Source organism: Rothia sp. HMSC065D02 (assembly GCF_001815285.1).
In the GTDB taxonomy this organism is placed as follows: domain Bacteria; phylum Actinomycetota; class Actinomycetes; order Actinomycetales; family Micrococcaceae; genus Rothia; species Rothia dentocariosa.
The window spans coordinates 38,800-57,139 of sequence record NZ_KV820076.1 but is presented as its reverse complement, the minus strand read 5'-3'; the positions used below and the strand labels follow the sequence as shown (position 1 = coordinate 57,139).

At 53.3% G+C, this 18,340-nt stretch carries 21 protein-coding genes; 5 read left to right on the top strand and 16 right to left on the bottom strand.

Going from position 1 to position 18,340, the window contains the following annotated elements:
• Positions 1-7: 7 nt before the first annotated feature.
• The 3 genes from HMPREF3016_RS02740 to HMPREF3016_RS02730 are packed head-to-tail and all read left to right on the top strand — an operon-like array spanning position 8 to position 2,833.
• Positions 8-1,051 carry a choice-of-anchor M domain-containing protein gene (locus HMPREF3016_RS02740; protein ID WP_083315867.1) on the top strand — a complete coding sequence of 348 codons (1,044 nt, stop codon included), beginning with the start codon at positions 8-10 and terminating at the stop codon, positions 1,049-1,051.
• Positions 1,044-1,964, top strand: coding sequence for an anchored repeat-type ABC transporter ATP-binding subunit (locus HMPREF3016_RS02735; RefSeq protein WP_070739991.1), 921 nt, complete (start codon positions 1,044-1,046; stop codon positions 1,962-1,964). The genes HMPREF3016_RS02740 and HMPREF3016_RS02735 overlap by 8 nt, the downstream gene beginning before the upstream one ends.
• On the top strand, positions 1,961-2,833 hold the full coding sequence (locus tag HMPREF3016_RS02730) for an anchored repeat-type ABC transporter permease subunit (protein WP_070739988.1): 873 nt from the start codon (positions 1,961-1,963) through the stop codon (positions 2,831-2,833). The genes HMPREF3016_RS02735 and HMPREF3016_RS02730 overlap by 4 nt, the downstream gene beginning before the upstream one ends.
• 39 nt (positions 2,834-2,872) lie before the next feature.
• Here the strand turns inward: HMPREF3016_RS02730 and HMPREF3016_RS02725 are convergent, their stop codons facing one another.
• Entirely contained in the window at positions 2,873-3,550 is a 678-nt protein-coding gene (locus tag HMPREF3016_RS02725; protein WP_070739986.1) for a hypothetical protein, read from the bottom strand.
• A gap of 126 nt (positions 3,551-3,676) precedes the next feature.
• Between HMPREF3016_RS02725 and HMPREF3016_RS02720 the strand changes: the two genes are divergently transcribed.
• Positions 3,677-4,078, top strand: coding sequence for a SulP family inorganic anion transporter (locus HMPREF3016_RS02720; protein WP_004006358.1), 402 nt, complete (start codon positions 3,677-3,679; stop codon positions 4,076-4,078).
• A 576-nt stretch (positions 4,079-4,654) separates the two neighbouring features.
• Entirely contained in the window at positions 4,655-5,719 is a 1,065-nt protein-coding gene (locus HMPREF3016_RS02715; protein ID WP_048752740.1) for an alcohol dehydrogenase catalytic domain-containing protein, read from the top strand.
• A gap of 209 nt (positions 5,720-5,928) precedes the next feature.
• Here HMPREF3016_RS02715 and HMPREF3016_RS02710 read toward each other — a convergent pair whose 3' ends face one another.
• From HMPREF3016_RS02710 to HMPREF3016_RS02635, 15 genes are all read right to left on the bottom strand, one after another.
• On the bottom strand, positions 5,929-6,510 hold the full coding sequence (locus HMPREF3016_RS02710; protein ID WP_070739983.1) for a hypothetical protein: 582 nt from the start codon (positions 6,508-6,510) through the stop codon (positions 5,929-5,931).
• 218 nt (positions 6,511-6,728) lie between these two features.
• The gene (locus tag HMPREF3016_RS02705; RefSeq protein WP_070739980.1) at positions 6,729-7,232 is read right to left on the bottom strand and encodes a peptidoglycan binding domain-containing protein; all 504 of its coding nucleotides are present in this window, start codon (positions 7,230-7,232) and stop codon (positions 6,729-6,731) included.
• A 70-nt stretch (positions 7,233-7,302) separates the two neighbouring features.
• Positions 7,303-7,815, bottom strand: coding sequence for a muramidase (locus tag HMPREF3016_RS02700; protein ID WP_070739977.1), 513 nt, complete (start codon positions 7,813-7,815; stop codon positions 7,303-7,305).
• Between the two features lie 71 nt (positions 7,816-7,886).
• Positions 7,887-8,357, bottom strand: coding sequence for a lysozyme family protein (locus HMPREF3016_RS02695; protein ID WP_070739974.1), 471 nt, complete (start codon positions 8,355-8,357; stop codon positions 7,887-7,889).
• Between the two features lie 110 nt (positions 8,358-8,467).
• Entirely contained in the window at positions 8,468-8,827 is a 360-nt protein-coding gene (locus HMPREF3016_RS02690) for a hypothetical protein (protein ID WP_239661949.1), read from the bottom strand.
• Between the two features lie 68 nt (positions 8,828-8,895).
• On the bottom strand, positions 8,896-9,429 hold the full coding sequence (locus tag HMPREF3016_RS02685) for a hypothetical protein (protein ID WP_048752763.1): 534 nt from the start codon (positions 9,427-9,429) through the stop codon (positions 8,896-8,898).
• A gap of 82 nt (positions 9,430-9,511) precedes the next feature.
• Positions 9,512-10,018 carry a peptidoglycan-binding domain-containing protein gene (locus HMPREF3016_RS02680; RefSeq protein ID WP_070739971.1) on the bottom strand — a complete coding sequence of 169 codons (507 nt, stop codon included), beginning with the start codon at positions 10,016-10,018 and terminating at the stop codon, positions 9,512-9,514.
• A gap of 133 nt (positions 10,019-10,151) precedes the next feature.
• Positions 10,152-10,703, bottom strand: coding sequence for a chemotaxis protein CheA (locus tag HMPREF3016_RS02675; RefSeq protein ID WP_070739968.1), 552 nt, complete (start codon positions 10,701-10,703; stop codon positions 10,152-10,154).
• 108 nt (positions 10,704-10,811) lie between these two features.
• The gene (locus tag HMPREF3016_RS02670) at positions 10,812-11,435 is read right to left on the bottom strand and encodes a DUF4795 domain-containing protein (protein WP_004006348.1); all 624 of its coding nucleotides are present in this window, start codon (positions 11,433-11,435) and stop codon (positions 10,812-10,814) included.
• A 117-nt stretch (positions 11,436-11,552) separates the two neighbouring features.
• Complete coding sequence (locus HMPREF3016_RS02665; RefSeq protein WP_070739964.1) at positions 11,553-12,086, bottom strand: peptidoglycan-binding domain-containing protein; 534 nt, start codon at positions 12,084-12,086, stop codon at positions 11,553-11,555.
• Between the two features lie 624 nt (positions 12,087-12,710).
• On the bottom strand, positions 12,711-13,223 hold the full coding sequence (locus HMPREF3016_RS02660) for an LURP-one-related/scramblase family protein (protein WP_070520301.1): 513 nt from the start codon (positions 13,221-13,223) through the stop codon (positions 12,711-12,713).
• A 165-nt stretch (positions 13,224-13,388) separates the two neighbouring features.
• Complete coding sequence (locus HMPREF3016_RS02655; protein ID WP_070739961.1) at positions 13,389-14,126, bottom strand: uracil phosphoribosyltransferase; 738 nt, start codon at positions 14,124-14,126, stop codon at positions 13,389-13,391.
• Positions 14,127-14,136: 10 nt separating this feature from the next.
• Positions 14,137-14,844 carry a hypothetical protein gene (locus HMPREF3016_RS02650; protein ID WP_070739958.1) on the bottom strand — a complete coding sequence of 236 codons (708 nt, stop codon included), beginning with the start codon at positions 14,842-14,844 and terminating at the stop codon, positions 14,137-14,139.
• 155 nt (positions 14,845-14,999) lie between these two features.
• A complete protein-coding gene (locus HMPREF3016_RS02645; protein ID WP_070739955.1) occupies positions 15,000-16,448 on the bottom strand; it encodes an NADH dehydrogenase in 1,449 nt (482 codons plus the stop codon).
• A 268-nt stretch (positions 16,449-16,716) separates the two neighbouring features.
• Positions 16,717-18,282, bottom strand: a complete 1,566-nt coding sequence (locus tag HMPREF3016_RS02635) for an MFS transporter (RefSeq protein WP_048751119.1) — start codon at positions 18,280-18,282, stop codon at positions 16,717-16,719.
• Positions 18,283-18,340 lie beyond the last annotated feature (58 nt).

Here is an 18,340-nt window from a genome sequence, read left to right as displayed (position 1 = left end):
GACATACATGAAATATTCTATTTTTGGAATAAAAACTATTCAGAAGGTTATTTCGCTCGCTTTATGCGTGGGTCTCACAGCCTCTATAGCCAATCCGGCATATGCCGATCACACGCCCGCGCCGGGGGCATCGTCAAGCACGGCAGCCACGAGCGATAACCTCAGTAAAGAGCAGAAGGCTCTGCAGCAGACGCTCTCACCCGAGCAGCCGGTGGGCACGGGACGCACTGAAATTTCGAGCGGGCATGTTGATATGGGTCCACGTTTTACCGACGGTAAGTTTCAGCTCATGATCCATGACGATCATGCCGCTACACCCATCTGGCGCAGCGTGGATGATGTGCTGTACCGCGGCTCCGATGCGGCTCTGCGCAAGGTTCCTGATGATGACCGTTATTCGTTTGTGGGTGCACAGCCCGGCGAGCAGGTGTATGTGATTCCGCAGACCGAGACGAAGGGGGTCGTCTGGCCTGGCTGGACCACCCAGGACCCGGGGCTTGTGCAGAAAACCTCGCGCGGGGTCACCCTCACCCTAGAGCAGGTTCAGGGACCGGGGCAGTTCACGCTGTACCTGGAGAATGGGAACTTCTCGAAGCCGCAGGTTTTGTGGGATTCGTCCAAGCACAAGCCGCAGGATATATGGGTTGAGAAGAACACGCATACCCACGCCAATTGGGTGTTTACCAAGCCCGGCGCCTATCTGCTGAAGGTGACGGCCCGTGCGGAACTTGCGGATGGTTCGGTTGTTTCCGATACCCGCTATATGAAGTTCGCCATCGGGGATTCGGTGACTGCGGACGAGGTGTACGCTCTGGCACAGCAGGCCGTAGATCAGGCACCGGCGGGCGACTCGGAGGGCGCGCACTCTGCGGCTGCTTCCGATAGTCCGGGAGCCTCATCCGGCGGGTTCCCTGTCCTGCCGGTGGCGCTCGGCGCGGGGGCTGTGGCGGTGCTTGCCGCAGCGGGGCTCTTCATGATGCGCCGTAATAAGGCCGCGCAGGCGCAGGCCGAGCGCTTCATGGCGAGTGGAAAGGGCACGCGGGATGAGTAAAGGTACCAACGTGCTAGGCTCCAAAAACGACCCTGCGCCAGAGAGTGAAAATCCGACGCTGAGCATCCAAAACCTCTACGCGGGGTACGGACGGCGGGCGGTGCTGCGGGACTTTTCGCTCACCCTGAACCCCGGCGAATTTGTGGGTCTTCTCGGGGCGAACGGTGCCGGAAAAACCACGCTGTTACGTGCCATTATGGGGCTGCTGCATCCTGCCTCAGGGAGTATTCGGGTGCTGGGCAGTACTGCACGCACCGCGCGGGCGCGCATCGGCTATGTGCCGCAGAAGCACCAGTTTCAGTGGGATTTCCCGATCACCGTCGAGGATGCGGTCATGACCGGGCGAACCCGCGAGATAGGCTGGTTTCGTCGCCCTAAAACCGCGGATTGGGTTAAGGTTTTTCACGCCCTAGAACGCACGGATTTAATGCCGCTGAAGAACCGTCCCATCGGCGAGCTTTCCGGCGGGCAGCGGCAGCGGGTGCTTCTGGCGCGTGCTCTCGCGGTTGAACCGGCACTTTTGCTTCTTGATGAGCCCTTCACGGGGGTGGATGCGCCCACCCAGTCCGCGCTCACTAAGCTGTACCGGCAGCTGGCGGGTGAGGGTGTAACGATTCTGATGTCTACCCACGATATTGTGGCAGCGCAGGAGTCTTGTTCGCGGCTGTGCGGGGTGCGCGGTTCCTTGAGTTTGGACGGCAAAGCCGAGGATTTTTCGCCGCAGCAGCTTTACGCCTGGGTGCACGGGCGCGAACTTGCGGGCGAGGGTGAAAGCACAGGTAAAGGCGGAAGCGCGGGCACAAACCCATCGCCCGAGATACTTGTACCGGGCGCAGACGGCGACTCGACCGGCGGCACCCGGCAGGGGCATCCTGCCGGTCATCGTATAACCTCGCAGGAGGCAGCAGCATGATTACTCCCCTCGATTTCCTGTTTGACCTTTTCAACCCTTCCCTGGCGTTTCTGCCGCGCGCCCTCGCCGCAGTGACGCTGGCTTCTTTGGTGACGGGCGTGGTGGGGTGCCATGTGATGATGCGCGGCATGGTTTTTATTGGTGATGCGGTTGCCCACTCGGTGTTTCCCGGCTTGGCGGTTGCGTTCGTTATCGGCGGCAACTTGGTGTTCGGGGGCTTGATCGCGGGCGTTATCACGGCGGTTTTGGTGGCTATTTTTAGTCAGAACCAGAAGCTGCGAGAAGATTCGGTAATCGGTATTTTCTTTGCCGGTTCGTTCGCGTTGGGTATTGTGATTATTTCGCTGGCACCGGGGTATTCGGGGTCGATTCAGGATTTCCTGTTCGGTTCGATTGTGGGGGTTTCAGGCAGCGATATTGCCCAGGCGGCGGCTATGTCCGCCGGGATTCTGCTGCTTCTGTGGCTATTTCATCGGCAGCTGGTGACGGTGAGCCTGGATCGTGAAAGTGCTCGCGCGTTGGGTTTGCCGGTGCTGTGGCTGGATATTTTGCTGTATGTGCTCGTGACGGTTTCCGTGGTGATTTCTTTGCAGACGCTCGGGAATGTACTGGTGCTTGCGCTCATTGTGGTTCCGGCCAGCGCATCGCGGCTTACCTGCCGCCGTTTAGGCACTATGATGCTGTTCTCACCGGTTTTCGGCGTGCTGTGTTCGACGGTGGGGCTGTACTTCTCGTGGGCGTTTAACCTGCCGACTGGCGGCACGATTGTGCTGACGATGGTCGCCGCTTTCGTGCTGGTGTGGGTGTTTACCTGGATGCGCCAGCGAGTCAGGCGCATTCCTGAGACCGCCCGTTCCCTGCCGGTTTAGGCTTTGCCGTGCCCGTCTCAAGGCTCTCACCGTCGCCTGTCAGGTCAGCGAGAAATAGTCTGCGATAACATCCCACCGGCGGCGCAGCACGTGCTGATCCGCGAAGAGCGTGGCGCCGCGGTCGGTAAGATGTGCGTGTACGTTCCGGTAGAGTTCATCGCGCAGGTCGTTCATCGTGTTTACGGACAAATACCCGAGCACATCCGGCAGCACAGTATCGAGGCGCTGCTGCTGCAGCTCCTGCTCGGTGAGCGCCACATAGTCCGCCAGATCAAAGGTTTCCATGAACCGATGAGCGGCGGTGCTGAAACGAGTGAATGCTTCTATATTGAGTGTCCCGTCGGGCCTCAGGTAAGTCATTCTCGCTTCGTGATCTACAAATTCGTGGTAGCGGGGGTGGCCAACGCTTATAAAGTACATATCGCCGTCATGCGGGGAGGGCACAGATTTAAGAGGCTGATCGAGGTGTGCCGATATTTTTCGCAGGGTTTTACGCCATTTTTTAGACATCACATAAAACGCCGGGATGCCGCTGTAGTTCCCCGGCGTATGGTTGAATGTTGCGTAGAGAAAAGCAGCCCGAAATATGAGGTCTTCACCGTATTCTTGGGTGAATCCGGGCTGATTTTTGCGTGGTTTCGACCAGCCCAGTGAGCCCAGGTGCTCGCGGAATGCTTCACCGCTGGCAATATCCCGGTATGTATAGTTTTCCGCCATGCTATCCCCCATATGCAGCCTATTTTTAGCAACCACCCTACCATTTACGAGGCGCGTGGCCCTGCGTTTATCGTCGTGTTTTTCTGCCGCCCATGAGGGCTTTTACCGGCACCGCGCGGTGATGCTGTGGTTGCCCTCGACCTTCTGGAGGGCGTGGGTATTGGTCTGGCGATCAGTATCTTCTTCGTGCTGCAGGGCAATATGAAGCGCGCCTACTACCTCAGCCGTGAGGAGCTTGCAGAGGCCGACGAAATTACGCTGGATTTGGCGGAAGAGGTGTCGTTCTTGAACAAGGCGGCTATTAAGAAGACGCTGAAGAATATTCGCCCCGGCTCGAAGGTCACGATCAATGCCGAGAACTCTTCGTATATCGCCAGCGATGTGCTGGAGCTGATTGAGGACTTCTCCAATGTTTATGCGAAGGAGAACGATATTGAGGTAGTACTCAAGGGCTTCAAGTCGGATTATCACGATGCTGAGCGTGATCGTCACAGCCACGTGAAGGTGGGTCATAGCGCAAGTATCTAAGCTATGAGGCGGTACCCGTGCGGTATCGCTCCCCCTCGTGCATGTACGCGAGCAGGTGGTTTTTGACCGAGCAGGTAGGAAAATCTTACCTGCTCGTACCAAAAACCACCTGCTCACGTTTAAACGCAAAATCGCCCGTGACATCGCGCGTGTCTTAAATGCACTAGCACGCGTGATCCGGGCGATTGCTAACCTAGTAGACGTTATCAATTGGTAGATCTAGTTGATGAACGCCATCGCAGTGAGGTACCCAGACCTGCCAGTATGGGTTCATCACTGCCCTAACTATACAGCACAGATATAGTCCGGAACAACGGCTGAGGCCGTAAGCGTAGGGCTATTTTCGACGTTCACGGCGCACCTAAACCACCTGCTCACGGTATAGAGCGCATCGCGCATAAGCATGCCATTCTTACAGTCACCATAACTTTAAATGTAATCCGCGTAACATCTAGGAAGTTAGGGATTTTTCCGGTTTAATGAAGGTACAACCTATAAAGAACTCTTGATAGGTTGAGACTATAAGCGATGATGCTGTAGCTACAGCCCCTCATAAAATCTCAGTTAGGAGTCACCATGAAGGCAGTTGTTTACCACGGTCCAGGCAAGCGAGCTTGGGAAGAAGTTCCAGACGTCACCATCCTTGAACCCACCGACGTCATTGCTCGCGTTGATACCACCACCATCTGCGGCACCGACCTGCACATCCTCAAGGGTGATGTTCCCGAGGTTGAAGAAGGGCGCATCCTGGGCCACGAAGCTATCGGCACGATTACCGAAGTCGGCTCTGCGGTCACCGATTTGAAGGTTGGCGACCGCATCATTATTCCGGCGGTCACGAACTGCGGCAAGTGCTCATACTGTAAGGACAATAAGCCTTCGCACTGCCAGACCGTGGGCGGTGTCGGCTGGATTTTCGGGTACATGATTGACGGCACCCAGGCTGAGTATGTGCGCATTCCTTACGCTGAGACGTCGGTTCACATGGTTCCCGAGGGACTGACCGACGAAGATGTTCTCTTCCTCACGGATGCGCTTCCGACCGGTTTCGAGATGGGTATTCTCAACGGCAACACCAAGCCGGGCGATACGGTTGCGGTTATTGGCGCAGGTCCGGTGGGTCTGGGCGCGATCATGACGGCAAACCTGTGTGGTGCCGGGCGTGTGATTACCGTCGATATGGACGATAACCGCATGAACAAGGCGCTGGAACTGGGCGCAACCGATAAGGTAAACGCCGCCGATCCGGATTTTATCGAGAAGATTAAGGCCCTCTCCCCCGACGGTTTGGGCGTGGATGTGGCGATTGAGGCTGTGGGCGTGCCGCAGACCTTCGAGACCTGCACCAAGATCGTGCGCCCCTACGGCAATATTGCGAACGCGGGTGTGCACGGCAAGCCGGTGGAGCTGCCGATTAACACCATGTGGATCTCGAACGTAAACATCAACATGGGTCTGGTGAACTGCAACACCGTGGGCAACCTGCTGAATATGGTGCGTTCGGGCCGCCTGAACGCAAAGGCGATGGCAACCCACTACTTCACCTTCGACCAGTTCGAGGAGGCATACGACCTGTTCGCAAATGCCGCCGAGCATAATGCGGTGAAGGTTGTTATCTCGCGCGAACCGATTAAGAAGTAGGGTGTAAGCCCCCCCCTAAGCTAACCCCTCCGGGTTCTTTACCGTCCTTCCCGGAGGGGTTCCTTTCGTTCTCTTTCCCGGAGCCAGCCATGTTTACCGGGGGTTGCGCACTGTAAAAAGGCTCTTTATTCCAATAAAGCGGGTTTTCCCCATCTTTATTGGAATAAAGAGCCTTTTTATGCAGGAATCTGCTCAAGACGAGCGTTGCTTTACCGACCCTTCGCCAGGTTTTCGAGCTTGGTCACCAGCGCATCAGTGTCTCGGGATGCGCTGGTGAGCACACGATAGATCACGCGCCTCTGTGCAGCCTGGCGTACCGCATCCCGACCTTGCGGCACTCCCCCGCCAGCGCGGGTACGCTCATCGGCTAGCTCTTCGGCACGCATGGCGGCGTAGTTGATCTTGGCGGCGAGCTGCATCCTGTCCCGTTCCAGCTGAACACCAGCCCACGAGACGGGCCTGCTGGGGAACGGGCTGTTTGATTCGTCCGCCGCACCCCGGATGCGCTGCGCCTCCTGGGTCAGCTGTGTTGCGTCTACCGCGTCGCCAGCCTGTTTGTACATATCAAGCAGAATATGGAAGTTCTTCGCCTTCTCGCTGAGGTACTGCGCGTTGGTTGCCGCGCCTTGAGCTTCGGGGTTCTGGTTCTGATTCGACGGGGTTGACGAAGTCTGCGCAGCGTTCGCAGCCGGAGCGGTCAGAGTCGAACCAACCGCGAGCGCGCCCGCAGCGGGAATGCCAACAGCGGCGGCGCGCAGGAATCGGCGGCGTGAGGTACCCAGTTCAGTCATATGTCCTCCTTATTTATGCGGTGTTAAAACACCATGAGGTGCAGAGTCAGCGCCATTAGGATAAGCGCCAACGCCGCACCTCATGATGCGAAACCGGTAAACCGGTTGGTAGTTTTTAACCGTAACTCACCTGAACACGTTTTTTAGTCAGGGTACGGTTATGCACTACCGTGTTGTCGAGCAGGTTACAGACTGTGTGCTGTGTAGGTTCTCACGCCTTAAGAGTAGTTACCTTCAATAAGCTTGCGCTGAAACACGACAATGGTCGGTGAGGGACCGTCAAGAACCCCGTCTGCGGTTTGGCCCAACCAGCTCTGCAGAGCACTGATTGTAGAGGGTCCGATCAAACCATCAGCACCCACCCCGAGCCAGCGCTGCAAATCTTTGATGGTGTCTGAGCCGGAGGCGGCATCGTCAGAAACCCACTGCCAACCGCTCGTCAAACCGGGATTAGCACTTGACTGGGATGCGAGCTGACTGTCGATCTGCCCATCGAGGGAAAGACCGCCCTCCACCGCAGAGTTTACGGCAGCTATGCTGTTGAGACGCTTCTGCAGCTCAACCGTTGTTTCGGAGCCCCAGTACCCATCATCTGTAAGAGCATTTGCTGCCGGGGCAGTCACGAGGGTCGAACCGAAGGCGAGCATACCCGCAGCGGGTACGCCAATGGCAGTAGTACGCAACAGCTTACGGCGGGAAAGATCGGTATTTTCGAGAGTCATAATATTCCTTCTTCACATCACCACATACGAGGTGAGAACATGTCACGCCATTTTCGCGATAATTTATCTTTTAGGCCTCAATTGCCTGAGAGTTCAGATAGTTTTGCAGAGCCTCGATCGTCGGCGAAGGTCCGTCAAGCACGCCGTCAGCGGTTTGCCCAAGCCAGGTCTGCAAAGCACTAATCGTTTGAGGACCAATAATCCCATCGCCTTTCTCGAAGCCCAGCTTTTCACGCTGCAACCTAGCGATAGTACCTGAACCCTTCACCTGTTCATCGGAAACCCACTGCCAGCCTGAAGCCAGACCGGGGTTCTCCTCAGCACGTGATATTGGCTGAGAAGAAATAGTCCCCGAAGGATCCCCAAAAGGAAGAAGATCGCTCTGACCAAGAACCCCTTGCATAAGGACACTTTGGAGAAGTTCCGTCGTCTCCGTACCCCAGTAACCATCAACCTCAAGCGCATTCGCACTCGTCGCGGTCACAAGGGTCGAGCCAAAGGCGAGCATACCCGCAGCAGGAACACCAATAGCGGTAGTACGCAATAACTTACGGCGAGAAATACCAGAATGTTCGTTCATCATTTTTATCCTCCTCACATATATAGAAATTGCGGAGAAAAATCGGGTAACCGATGTATTTTCAGTATGTTGAATTAGTCATAGGTAACCGCGATAAGCTCTGACTGAAGCTTCTTAATGGTGGGAGACTCCTCGCTCAATACCCCATCCTGAGGGAGGTGATAACGCGCCTGAAGTGCAGATATAGTCTGCGAGCCCATGAGCCCATCCTGGGTCACTTTGAGCCAGCGCTGCAAATCTTTGATGGTTTCTGAACCGGAGGCGGCATCATCAGAAACCCAATCCCAGCCACTCGTCAGCCCAGGGTTAGCACTCGCTTGAGACGCAGGCTGACTTGAGACGATGCCATCTACCACCTCAAGCTCAGCGAGCCTCTGATACATACGTGTAGTTTCACTTCCCCAGTAACCATCAACCTCAAGCGCATTCGCACTCGTCGCGGTTACCAAGGTCGAGCCGAAGGCGAGCATACCCGCAGCGGGTACGCCAATGGCGGTAGTACGCAACAGTTTACGACGGGAAAGTCCGGTATTTTCGAGAGTCATAATACTCCTTCCTCAACTAAGGCTCATAAAAGGTTTGAAGCAATCTTGGCACCAGTCAAAAGCTCACAAGCCCCAATATCACTTCTTCACACAACTTAGTTGCGAATTATTTATTCAAAGAGGCTGGCGGCGTCACGATCAGCATCTTCAACAGCCTGAACTGCCTGGTCTCGTTCTTGAGCCATCGCTTCAGCCTTCTGCGCAGCATCACGCAGATCCGCAGCGGCAGAATCATTAATCGCGATGTTATCCTGGTCAAACTTATTTGCTAGATCTGTAGCGTCCCGGGCTTCTTGATGAAGCTTCTCAGATTCTGCTTGCATTGCGCCTGTCGAGTTATCAGCAATCGCTGCATTAGCCGCCGGAGCCGTCATAAAGCCAAGCGCTAGCAGAGCACCCACGACAGGAACCACAAGCGAGGTTACGCGCATCAACTTACGGCGAGGACGATCAGACTTACGAAGTATCATTTTTTCTCCTAAATAGTTCAATAAGGACTGTGCACTATAAAAAACCGGTGAAAGAGCAACACCGGGTTTTAACCGACGTACTGATTAATCTCATTCTGCAAAGCCTCAATAGTCGGTGATGGACTATCTAAAGTTCCATCCGCCGTCAGGCCATAATGCTCTTGTAAAAGCTTGATATGAACGCCTGTGATGCTGTAGCCAGTTACATTCGCACCCCAGCTCTGGACTTTGAGGAAAATATTTTGCGAGCTAGTTCCGGATCCTAGCCACTGATACATGGCCAGCATGGTTGGGGAACCAGAGGCCTGTGCATCATCGACCCATTCCCAACCGCTGACGATACCCGAGCAGGATGGAGCCATACTTGATGGCTGAGAACTAATAACTCCATCCACCGACAACCCGGCCCCACGCACGGCATTCATAAAGCGTTGGAGCCCTGCAGAGGTTTCCTCGCCCCAGTAACCATCAACGCTAACCGCACTCGCACTTGTTGCGGTCACCAGAGTGGAGCCGAAAGCCAGCAAACTCGCGGCGGGTACGCCTACAGCAGCGGTACGCACCAGCCTGCGGCGAGAAATACCAGAATGTTCGTTCGTCATTTTATTCTCCTTCAGGATGAAAATATATGTCCGCAGAGAAGCACCAACGTGCTTTTCACGCATCATCAAATCTCACGCAGAGCTAACCGACGTACTGGCTAATCTCGTTCTGCAAAGCCTTGATAGTCTCTGAAGGTCCATCTAGGCGACCATCTGCCGTGAGACCGTAATGATTTTGCAGAGCCTTGATGGTATTGGGGCCAATCGTTCCGTCAGCTTCCACGCCGCCCAGCCAACGCTGCAGGTAATAGATGGTGAAGTCGTAGCCTTGCGCTCCCCCATCGGATTCCCACTGCCATCCGCTGCCCAGCCCGGGGTTTGCGGACTGCTGCGATACAGGCTGATATTTCACGACACCGTCTTCATACCCGTATGTAGGCTGACCGAGTTCCTGCGCAAATATATTGAAGAAAAACTTCTGAAGCTGCGAGGTTGTCTCGGAACCCCAATAACCATCAGCCTCAAGCGACTGAGCAGCCGGAATGCTGACGATGCTGGACCCTAGCGCCAGAACGCCTGCGGCGGGAACGCCTACGGATGCGGTGCGCAGCAAACGACGACGCGAAATACCAGAATGTTCATTCGGCATAGTGGATACCCTCCTTCGCGTATTTTCAGATACAAAAAGCTAGAGCTGGAAGAGGTCTTCCTTGTCGGGATGATGGATATACCACTAGATGACCGATCCACCCTCCCGACACGTGAAGAACTGTCACATTGGATTAGCCAACGTACTGGTTGATCTCCTTTTGCAAGGCCTTAATGGTCTGCGATGGAGCCTCCAGAATGCCACTGCGGGTAAGCCGATAATGATCCTGCATGAGCTTGATGTGTGTAGGCGAAATTTGGTTGTTGTGCAAAGGTTCGCCTTCTCGGGCCAAAGACGCATTCCCTTCTTGCGTCTTTGCCTCAAGAGTATCGTCTGGATCATGAGTCAGCCACATAAACATCAACTCGATAGTGGGAGATCCCTTGGCCTGAGAATCTTCTACCCACTCCCAACCACCAACGATGCCGGAGCAGGAAGAAGCCATGCTCGAAGGCTGAGAGCTGATCATGCCGTCAACGTCTAATCCAGCACTCAGAAAGGCATTCAGAAATTTCTGAAAACCTGTCGAGGTCTCCGAACCCCAGTAGCCGTCAACATCAATCGCATTCGCGCTCGTTGCCGTCACGAGGGTCGAGCCGAAAGCGAGCATACCTGCAGCAGGCACGCCGATAGCGGTAGTACGCAGCAGCTTACGGCGCGAAAGTTCGGAATTTTCGAGAGTCATCAGGAATACCCTCCTTTGCGTATATTTCAAGTACAGAGAGCTGAAAAATGCCTTGTCGGGCAAAATTCTTAAGCAGAAACATGCCCCGTCCAAGTACCGCGAAAACTTTTACCGATGCTCTTCAAACCATTTACGCGCTTCAGGATCAGGTTTACCTGATAATTTATCGAGCATGTCCTGCAACTTACGGATAACTTCTTCGTAGAGTTCTTTCAGCTTATTTTTAATGTCTTCGTATTTACGCTGCACGTCTTCGCCGACTCCCTCAACAAATCGGCCAAGCTCACCCAACTCACGGTTTAGCTCGTCTATTTCCCGACCGAGTTCCGGATCCTCGTAACTGCCCAGAGCAGAGAGCGTCTGCCGACCTATCAGACCATCCGCTGAGACTCCCAGCCAGTTCTGCATAGCGGTGATAGTTGCAGACCCGGAAGCATCACTATCCGAGACCCAGTCCCAACCGGATCCAAAAACAGCCAATTCTTCCTGTGCAGAGGCAGGCTGACTACCGATCAGCCCATCTACTTCAAGACCTGCCCCAAGTGCCTGATTTAGGAATTGCTGAAGCGCAACTGTCGTTCCTTCACCCCAGATGCCATCAGCTTGAAGGGCATTTGCGCTCGGTGCGGTCACAAGGGTCGAGCCGAAAGCGAGCAGACCAGCAGCAGGAACGCCAATAGCGGTAGTACGCAACAGCTTACGGCGAGAAAGTCCAGGATTTTCGAGAGTCATCAGGAATGTCCTCCTTTACATATATTTTTTCAGGTGCAGGAAGTTAAAAAGCCTCGATGAGGCGGAGCAACGGTATCAACCTCCGCCCCATCGAGTGCGATATCGACGTGTGCGTTGCTAATTAAATAATTTCTTTATCACATCATTCATATGGTCGTTGGTATGGTCGCTGATGACGTACTGGTTTATCTCGTTCTGCAGAGCCTGAATCGTAGGCGAAGGTCCGTCCAGTGTCCCGTCAACCGTCAAACCGTAGTGGGTCTGCAAAGCACTCACGGTCTCAGCACCAAATAATCCATCTGCGCTTACACCCAACCAATTCTGCATCTCCACAATTGCTGGGGAACCAGATGCCTGAGAGTTCTCCACCCACTCCCAGCCACCGACGATGCCGGAGCAGGAAGGGGCAAAGCTTGAGGGCTGCGAGCTGATTACACCATCAGTCGTTAAACCGGAACCCCTGACAGTATTCATAAACTGCTGGAATCCTAATGATGTTCCCGAGCCCCAGTAGCCGTCAACATCAACAGCATTTGCGCTCGGTGCGGTCACAAGGGTCGAGCCGAAAGCGAGTAGACCAGCGGCAGGTACACCAATGGCGGTAGTACGCAACAGCTTACGGCGAGAAAGTCCGGTATTTTCGAGAGTCATGTTACTTATCTTCCTTTCACATGGTGGTTGGATACACGCACTCGCCACTGTAGAGCTACAAAAGCGAATTTTGAATGCGTACTATCTGTGAACGCCTCATAAAAGAAGGCGTGGGATTATGACATTTCCTCTTCCGGAGCGAGGATTTTATTAGAGCGCTCAGAATATATCTGCAAGAGCTGCATACCAGCAACACATCTCAAAGTGATTTTTGGCCACCTCATATAATGCATTTACTGTGCAGTGCTTTCCTGAACGCCTCTGCCCCTACCGTAGAAGCTACACGGGCGAGTTTTCAACCCTTTGAGGCTGTTTTGCTGCATCGCGCGAGACAAAAATTCATGTATTTTATGCTCTATGTCAGAGTGGTCATTGTTCAAAATTTTTAAATGTCATATTTCTTATTCGGGCATGTCACATAAAAATATAACGCCACGCTTCGTAAGTTTTTATAAACACTTCATGTTTTAAATATTTTTTCTTAGGTGTTTCAATAAGTAAATATCTATAAGCACGCTTTAATCCCTGCGAGCAGATAGTATTTTGGCGAGCAGATAACAATCGATTATCTGCTCGCCAAAATACTATCTGCTCGCGCCTCATCAAACCTGACGCATAGGGACTTTAGGATCCGTGAAAACTAATTCTAGGCCTGTTCTTCTGCCGCTGATCAGATAGATAATCAACAACGATGAGAACTGCAATAGCAACGTCTTGAAAACGCTGGTCGTACACAGTGATCTGATATTTGTCGCGCATCTTAAACCTAGGCTTGTGAATAGCGGCGACGATACCTCCTTCAAGAACAATCTCAAAGTTACCTTCCCAGAAACTACCCCCGATCTGAAGCGGAGTCTGGTTGAGGTAGGCCTCTATGTTGAGCCCCGCGAGTTTAAACCGTTTGCGCATATGCAGCTGGTCGCCGGTGGAAAAGCCAACATTGAAAACGGTACCGAGCCCAAGCTGCCGCTCCAGCGTGAACTGCACGCCGGTCTCAACGTTCGTCACATTCATGTTTTTGCCAAGAACCCGGTAGTTCTCATCAACCTGATATACCGTGTACCCGCCTTCGTCGGTGACGACATAGTGGTCGGTAATTTTGAAGATTTTCTGCGCCGCGTAAAGCTGCCGCATCATGCTCTCCTCTCTATGTGTTTCGGTGGTGTCGTTGGTAGCTCAACCATAGCACCGCGTATGCTCTTAACGACGACTTGTCTTCACCTTACGCGTGTACCCAAAAGGAATTTACGGAACGGGATTTTGGGCGTGGAATCGCCAAGTGCAGCCGAAGGCAAAGGGATTCTAGAGCGATTCATCAGGCACCCCTTCGGATACCTCATGCTGCTTTTGTTCTGAAGATTTGTCTGTCTTTTTAATACTATTTGTCGTGACAACAATCATTAAGATGCCCAAAATAACCTCGTAAAGGGCTACCATAACCCCCACTATTGCAAGAGAGCTCCCGTCAGATGAATATGACCTAAGAATCCGCTCTAGCATAAACGGCACATAGGTAACCTCGGAGATCGGGGCAACAATAAGGCCGTAAATATTGACACCTCGTATCCACCGAAACTTGACTGATTTCCTAAACCGCATAAACGCGACAATCTGCAAGATAACGTGAACTATATAGGGCAGTGCAATAATGATTAAAATAGTTATGATAGTCAGGGAAATATTATCAATCTCATGAATCAAACCGAAAATAAATCCACCGACAAGAAAAACCAGTATGATAAGCGCAGGAATAATAATTAGAATATTCTTGATAGCCTGTGCGATGAGAAGAGGCTCGCGGGTGTTGGGGTCTATATCAAACTGTTGTGATATGCGTTTATGAGGCTCTTCCTTTCCCTCAGCACCATGAGACCCCGGGGATGCCTGGGACATCTTACCGTCGGCACCTTCTAAGCCATACAGCTGTGTATATTTTGGCTCTTGTTGGGAATTCTCCGGATTATTCGATGCACTTTGCTTTTCCACGGGAGGCTGCGGGTCATTATTATCAGCGGTTGAAAAATTCTTATCGGTACTCATGGTGTTCGCCCTAATCTTTCTTCTGTGACCTAACGTTAACGTGCTGCCAAGGAACCTCTACTACCGGCTCTTCACGGTGCTTCTTCAGAGTTTTTAAATCGTCCGTTTCGTATACCGCGCTCTTGAAACCAGATAAAGTATTATTCGATATTGAACCTTTATCCACACCCATATTTTTGTTGTGAGATGATAATTTTTTCCTTTTCCATTTATATATAATCACTACAATAATCATGAAAACACTTATAATCGCCTCAAGGGCACAGGCGTCTAGAATCCACCGTAATGGTTGAACATCCACATTTGAAGCCGTTACCCCTATAATGAACGATGTATAAAAAGCAGCAAGAGGCGCAACAGCGAGCAGACCATAGGCGTTTGTCCCCAAGATCCACGCGGTTTTAGTTCCCCAAATCATCTTTATACATGCCACAATTTGCAATGGAATATGTATAATAAAGGGCGAAAAAAGAGTGAGAATAAAAAGAAAACCTAGAAAACCACTAGACCTAATATTATAAGAAAGGGAAGAAATTAACGTACTCTGGAGAAGCGCAGCTTCGAGCACTAGCCTAATGATCTGCACAGTTATAAAACCAGCATGAAACGAATTTTGCTCCTCAGTCGAATCTGCCTCAGATTCTTTCTCTATCTCATGAATATCTTGAGCCTGGATAGTTCCATGCTCAGGTTTTGGAAGGTCTTTATTAGTAGTCATGGATTCACCCTAAACTTATAGCCTGGGTATTCCGTGGAATCTCCCTGAACATTCTTAAAAAATAATATTTTAATCTAATAGTTTTGATTTTATTTAATACTAAAAAGGCTCTTTGTTTAAACAAAGAGCCTTTTTATGATCCAAGTACGCACGTATTACTCAGACGAACCTTCCGATGACGATTTCGGGGAATCCGCACGGGCACTATCAGCGGCACTATCTATGTCATACGTTTCTGCCGAGCCAGCATCCCCGGAACCCGCATTCTGCGACGACTTCTTCTGCCCCTGCTCTCTGCGAACCTGAACCAGCGGGATCTGCCCGGTACTGAGGTCTTCTACCAATTCGTCGGTCAGAGTTGGACCGTTCACCACTTGAGGCTGCGAAGCTGCCGCGGACTCAGCCTCCGAGGCGTCATTCGCCGCATCGTCAGGGTGCTCGGTATAGAGGGGCACCGCATCCGTCGCCGGTTCAGCCTGCATAAGCACCCGACCCTTCTTGCGCTTGCGCCTAAAACGCTTTTTCTTGCCCGGTTTGAGCTCATGAAGCTGCACGTCAAGCCCGGATGTCGCAGTTGCCCCCGCACCCTTCGGCGGTTTACGTTCCAGAGTGTAGATAACGCGTGCAGGTTTCGGTTCCATGCCGATTTTGGCGCGCATCCAGTTGATGATGCGGTCCAGCCAGTTGTAGTCTGCGGTCGCCTCAACTACCTGGTGGTTACGCGGAATCATGCCCACATCGCTGAGCACGCGCGGATATTCATCAATCTCTTGAATACCCGCCATGTACATGTTCTCGCGGAACTGCTGCGCGAACTCGTGCTGCCCGATAAAGAGCAGGTCAGAGTAGGTTTTTGCGGTCAGCCGCTCGGTGTACGCCTGCACGGAATCGCGGCTGCCTCGCTTGGCGCCGTAGGTGTCCCAGAAATAGAAATACACGTTATTGGCGATAATCGCCGAACGAATCTTGTTTTGTAGGTACCAGAGCCCGCCAACGGCGAGAAGCCCAATAATGATAATGACGAGCGAGCCAACCGGAATTGAATAGTCCACATAACTACCACCGCTGCGGGTTACAAACATGCGGTACAAATACGCACCGAACGAGATCAGCACCGGAATACCCAAGAAAATAGTGGCTATCGGAATCCAAATAAATGCGAAAAGCCACAGAATAAGACGATAGTAAATAATGGAGTCGCCAAACCCGATGGGGGTAGGCTTTACGGGAGAATGCGCGCGCTTCATCAGAAGATTGAACAGGCGGTTATTCTCGATACCGACCTTACGCAGCTTCGATTCGAGGGATGCCCGCTTGAGGAAAACCCGGTAATTTTCAAGGATCTCGCGCTGTTCGGCGGTAAGTTCATCCTCGGGCGGCAGGTCGCCAATATCAATTCCCGCTTCCGCAAGCAATTTGCTCCACAGCTCTAAGCGGGCAAGTTCCGAGGGTTTGGCCTGGGTTTGTGATTGGTAGTTTTTATAGGAGATGAAAATGGTACTGGCACCGATGGCGAGCGTGACCATAGGCGCCATCCAGTCTTTAATATCCACGTGGTTATCCTCCCGGCGCGCGGCGACTGTAGCGGCTGCCCTTGTGCGCATCCTAGTAGCCTGGATGCGCGTATGCGGCGGCAAAGAACGCGTAAGCTGACGCGGCACCTACTCGCTGAAGCTGGTACTTCTACCGTAACATCTGAGCTTCTTCCTGCTGCGTTCATTTGGTTTCCAGGTAAAATTTCCTTCCCTGAATTATGGGTCTTCTGCGGTCTTTCCGGCGCCTACCTCCGCGATAAAAAGAGCCTTTATGTGAATAAAGAGTATTTTTTACCGCTTTATTTACATAAAGGCTCTTTTTAGCACCGGAGTTTTTCTAGTGCTCTGCTTTCTCCAGTTCGGCGGGTGCCGAGCGGAGCATCCGGTAAGTGAAGACCGACAGCACCGCCAGAAGCACGGCGCTAAAGGTTGCGGTCACCAGCACACCCGAGTCAAACGCGGCATGCGCCGAATGCAGCAACTCGGCACTTAGATCCGAGGGAAGCTGCCCGGCAACTGCGGTCGCGCCGCCGAGGGTTTCACCTGCCGCATGGGCCGCATCCGCATTAAGACCGGCGGGAACCGTCACCTGTGCACGGTAAATTGCGGTCAGCATGCCGCCAATCACCACGGTACCCAGCACGGTGCCGAACTCGTAGGCTGTCTCAGAAATCGCCGATGCAGCACCCGCTTTATTCGCTGGAACGCTGGAAAGAATTAGGTCATTCGAGATGGTCTGCGCCGCGCCCACGCTCAACCCTAGGAACATGAAGGAAAGCATGAGCAGAAGGTCGTTGCGCGAACCGAAGAACACCACAAACAGGTACCCGAGGGCACCCAAGGCAAGCCCTGAAGACACAATCACCGCCGGGTGGAATCGTGAAACGAGCTTAGCGGCGTACAGGCCCGCAACAATGGTGCACGCCAGCCCGGGAATCAGGAACAGTCCAGCCTGCATGGGAGAGTACCCCGAAACCAGCTGCAAATGCTGCGAGACGAAGAGCAGGAACCCAACATCTACGAACATGGCGAACAGGTTCGCCAAAATCCCCCCGGTAAACACGGTGTTTTTGAAGAGCCGAACATCGAGCATGGGGGTGGTTCCCGCACGCCCGCGGCGCAGCTGACGGCGCACAAAGAAGAACCCGAACACGGCACCAATAAGGGCGGTACTGAGCGCGAGCGCATCCACGCCTGCCTCAGAAATATGGGTGAGACCGAAGGTTATGCCGATCATGGCGATCATAATCAGTAGGATGCTCACCATATCGAGCGGGCCGGGGTTTGGGTCTTTCGACTCGGGCACGGTCATGGGTGCGAGGGCAAGGAACGGTACGAGTACGGGTACCGCCATGAGGAACACCGACCCCCACCAGAAATGGCTCAGCAGGAATCCGCCCACGATAGGGCCGAGCGCTGCACCGGCGGAGAAGCCTGCCGCCCACACGGCGATTGCGGTGCGGCGTTCTTTCGGGTCACGGAAGATGTTGCGAATGAGTGAGAGCGTGGCGGGCATGAGCATGGCGCCGAAGAACCCGAGTACGGCGCGGGCGATGACAAGCAACAGGGCGGTGGGTGCGAATGCGGCGAGTGCCGAGATAACTGCAAACCCGACGGAACCGATCAGCAGGATTTTACGCCGCCCGATGCGGTCCCCCAGGCTTCCCATAGGCACGAGCAGCCCTGCGAGCACGAGCGAGTAGGCGTCTACGATCCAGAGTTGCTCGCTGGAAGATGGTTCGAGCGCCTGCGCGATTGAGGGCACGGCGAATGCGAGCACGGTGTTATCGACCGAGACAAGCAGCACCGGCAGCATGAGCACGGTCAAGGCAATCCACCGTTTGATTTTCTGATCGGGCGCGTGAATAGGCAGCGCCTCGGTGACGGGGTATGAGTTGTTCATCGTTGTGTTCACACGCATCTGGGAGTTTTCGGCACTTGCGGCAGATGCGCCGGGCGGC

What these genes read in the sequence shown, in the direction of transcription:
- HMPREF3016_RS02675 (WP_070739968.1), bottom strand. Translation starts at nt 10,703, where the DNA reads ATGACTCTCGAAAATTCCGAACTTTCGCGCCGTAAGCTGCTGCGTACT.
- HMPREF3016_RS02655 (WP_070739961.1), bottom strand. Translation starts at nt 14,126, where the DNA reads ATGAGTACCGATAAGAATTTTTCAACCGCTGATAATAATGACCCGCAG.
- HMPREF3016_RS02700 (WP_070739977.1), bottom strand. Translation starts at nt 7,815, where the DNA reads ATGATGAACGAACATTCTGGTATTTCTCGCCGTAAGTTATTGCGTACT.
- HMPREF3016_RS02660 (WP_070520301.1), bottom strand. Translation starts at nt 13,223, where the DNA reads ATGATGCGGCAGCTTTACGCGGCGCAGAAAATCTTCAAAATTACCGAC.
- HMPREF3016_RS02730 (WP_070739988.1), top strand. Translation starts at nt 1,961, where the DNA reads ATGATTACTCCCCTCGATTTCCTGTTTGACCTTTTCAACCCTTCCCTG.
- HMPREF3016_RS02635 (WP_048751119.1), bottom strand. Translation starts at nt 18,282, where the DNA reads ATGAACAACTCATACCCCGTCACCGAGGCGCTGCCTATTCACGCGCCC.
- HMPREF3016_RS02740 (WP_083315867.1), top strand. Translation starts at nt 8, where the DNA reads ATGAAATATTCTATTTTTGGAATAAAAACTATTCAGAAGGTTATTTCG.
- HMPREF3016_RS02645 (WP_070739955.1), bottom strand. Translation starts at nt 16,448, where the DNA reads ATGCGCACAAGGGCAGCCGCTACAGTCGCCGCGCGCCGGGAGGATAAC.
- HMPREF3016_RS02715 (WP_048752740.1), top strand. Translation starts at nt 4,655, where the DNA reads ATGAAGGCAGTTGTTTACCACGGTCCAGGCAAGCGAGCTTGGGAAGAA.
- HMPREF3016_RS02665 (WP_070739964.1), bottom strand. Translation starts at nt 12,086, where the DNA reads ATGACTCTCGAAAATACCGGACTTTCTCGCCGTAAGCTGTTGCGTACT.
- HMPREF3016_RS02670 (WP_004006348.1), bottom strand. Translation starts at nt 11,435, where the DNA reads ATGACTCTCGAAAATCCTGGACTTTCTCGCCGTAAGCTGTTGCGTACT.
- HMPREF3016_RS02650 (WP_070739958.1), bottom strand. Translation starts at nt 14,844, where the DNA reads ATGACTACTAATAAAGACCTTCCAAAACCTGAGCATGGAACTATCCAG.
- HMPREF3016_RS02725 (WP_070739986.1), bottom strand. Translation starts at nt 3,550, where the DNA reads ATGGCGGAAAACTATACATACCGGGATATTGCCAGCGGTGAAGCATTC.
- HMPREF3016_RS02695 (WP_070739974.1), bottom strand. Translation starts at nt 8,357, where the DNA reads ATGACTCTCGAAAATACCGGACTTTCCCGTCGTAAACTGTTGCGTACT.
- HMPREF3016_RS02735 (WP_070739991.1), top strand. Translation starts at nt 1,044, where the DNA reads ATGAGTAAAGGTACCAACGTGCTAGGCTCCAAAAACGACCCTGCGCCA.
- HMPREF3016_RS02690 (WP_239661949.1), bottom strand. Translation starts at nt 8,827, where the DNA reads ATGATACTTCGTAAGTCTGATCGTCCTCGCCGTAAGTTGATGCGCGTA.
- HMPREF3016_RS02705 (WP_070739980.1), bottom strand. Translation starts at nt 7,232, where the DNA reads ATGACTCTCGAAAATACCGATCTTTCCCGCCGTAAGCTGTTGCGTACT.
- HMPREF3016_RS02685 (WP_048752763.1), bottom strand. Translation starts at nt 9,429, where the DNA reads ATGACGAACGAACATTCTGGTATTTCTCGCCGCAGGCTGGTGCGTACC.
- HMPREF3016_RS02680 (WP_070739971.1), bottom strand. Translation starts at nt 10,018, where the DNA reads ATGCCGAATGAACATTCTGGTATTTCGCGTCGTCGTTTGCTGCGCACC.
- HMPREF3016_RS02710 (WP_070739983.1), bottom strand. Translation starts at nt 6,510, where the DNA reads ATGACTGAACTGGGTACCTCACGCCGCCGATTCCTGCGCGCCGCCGCT.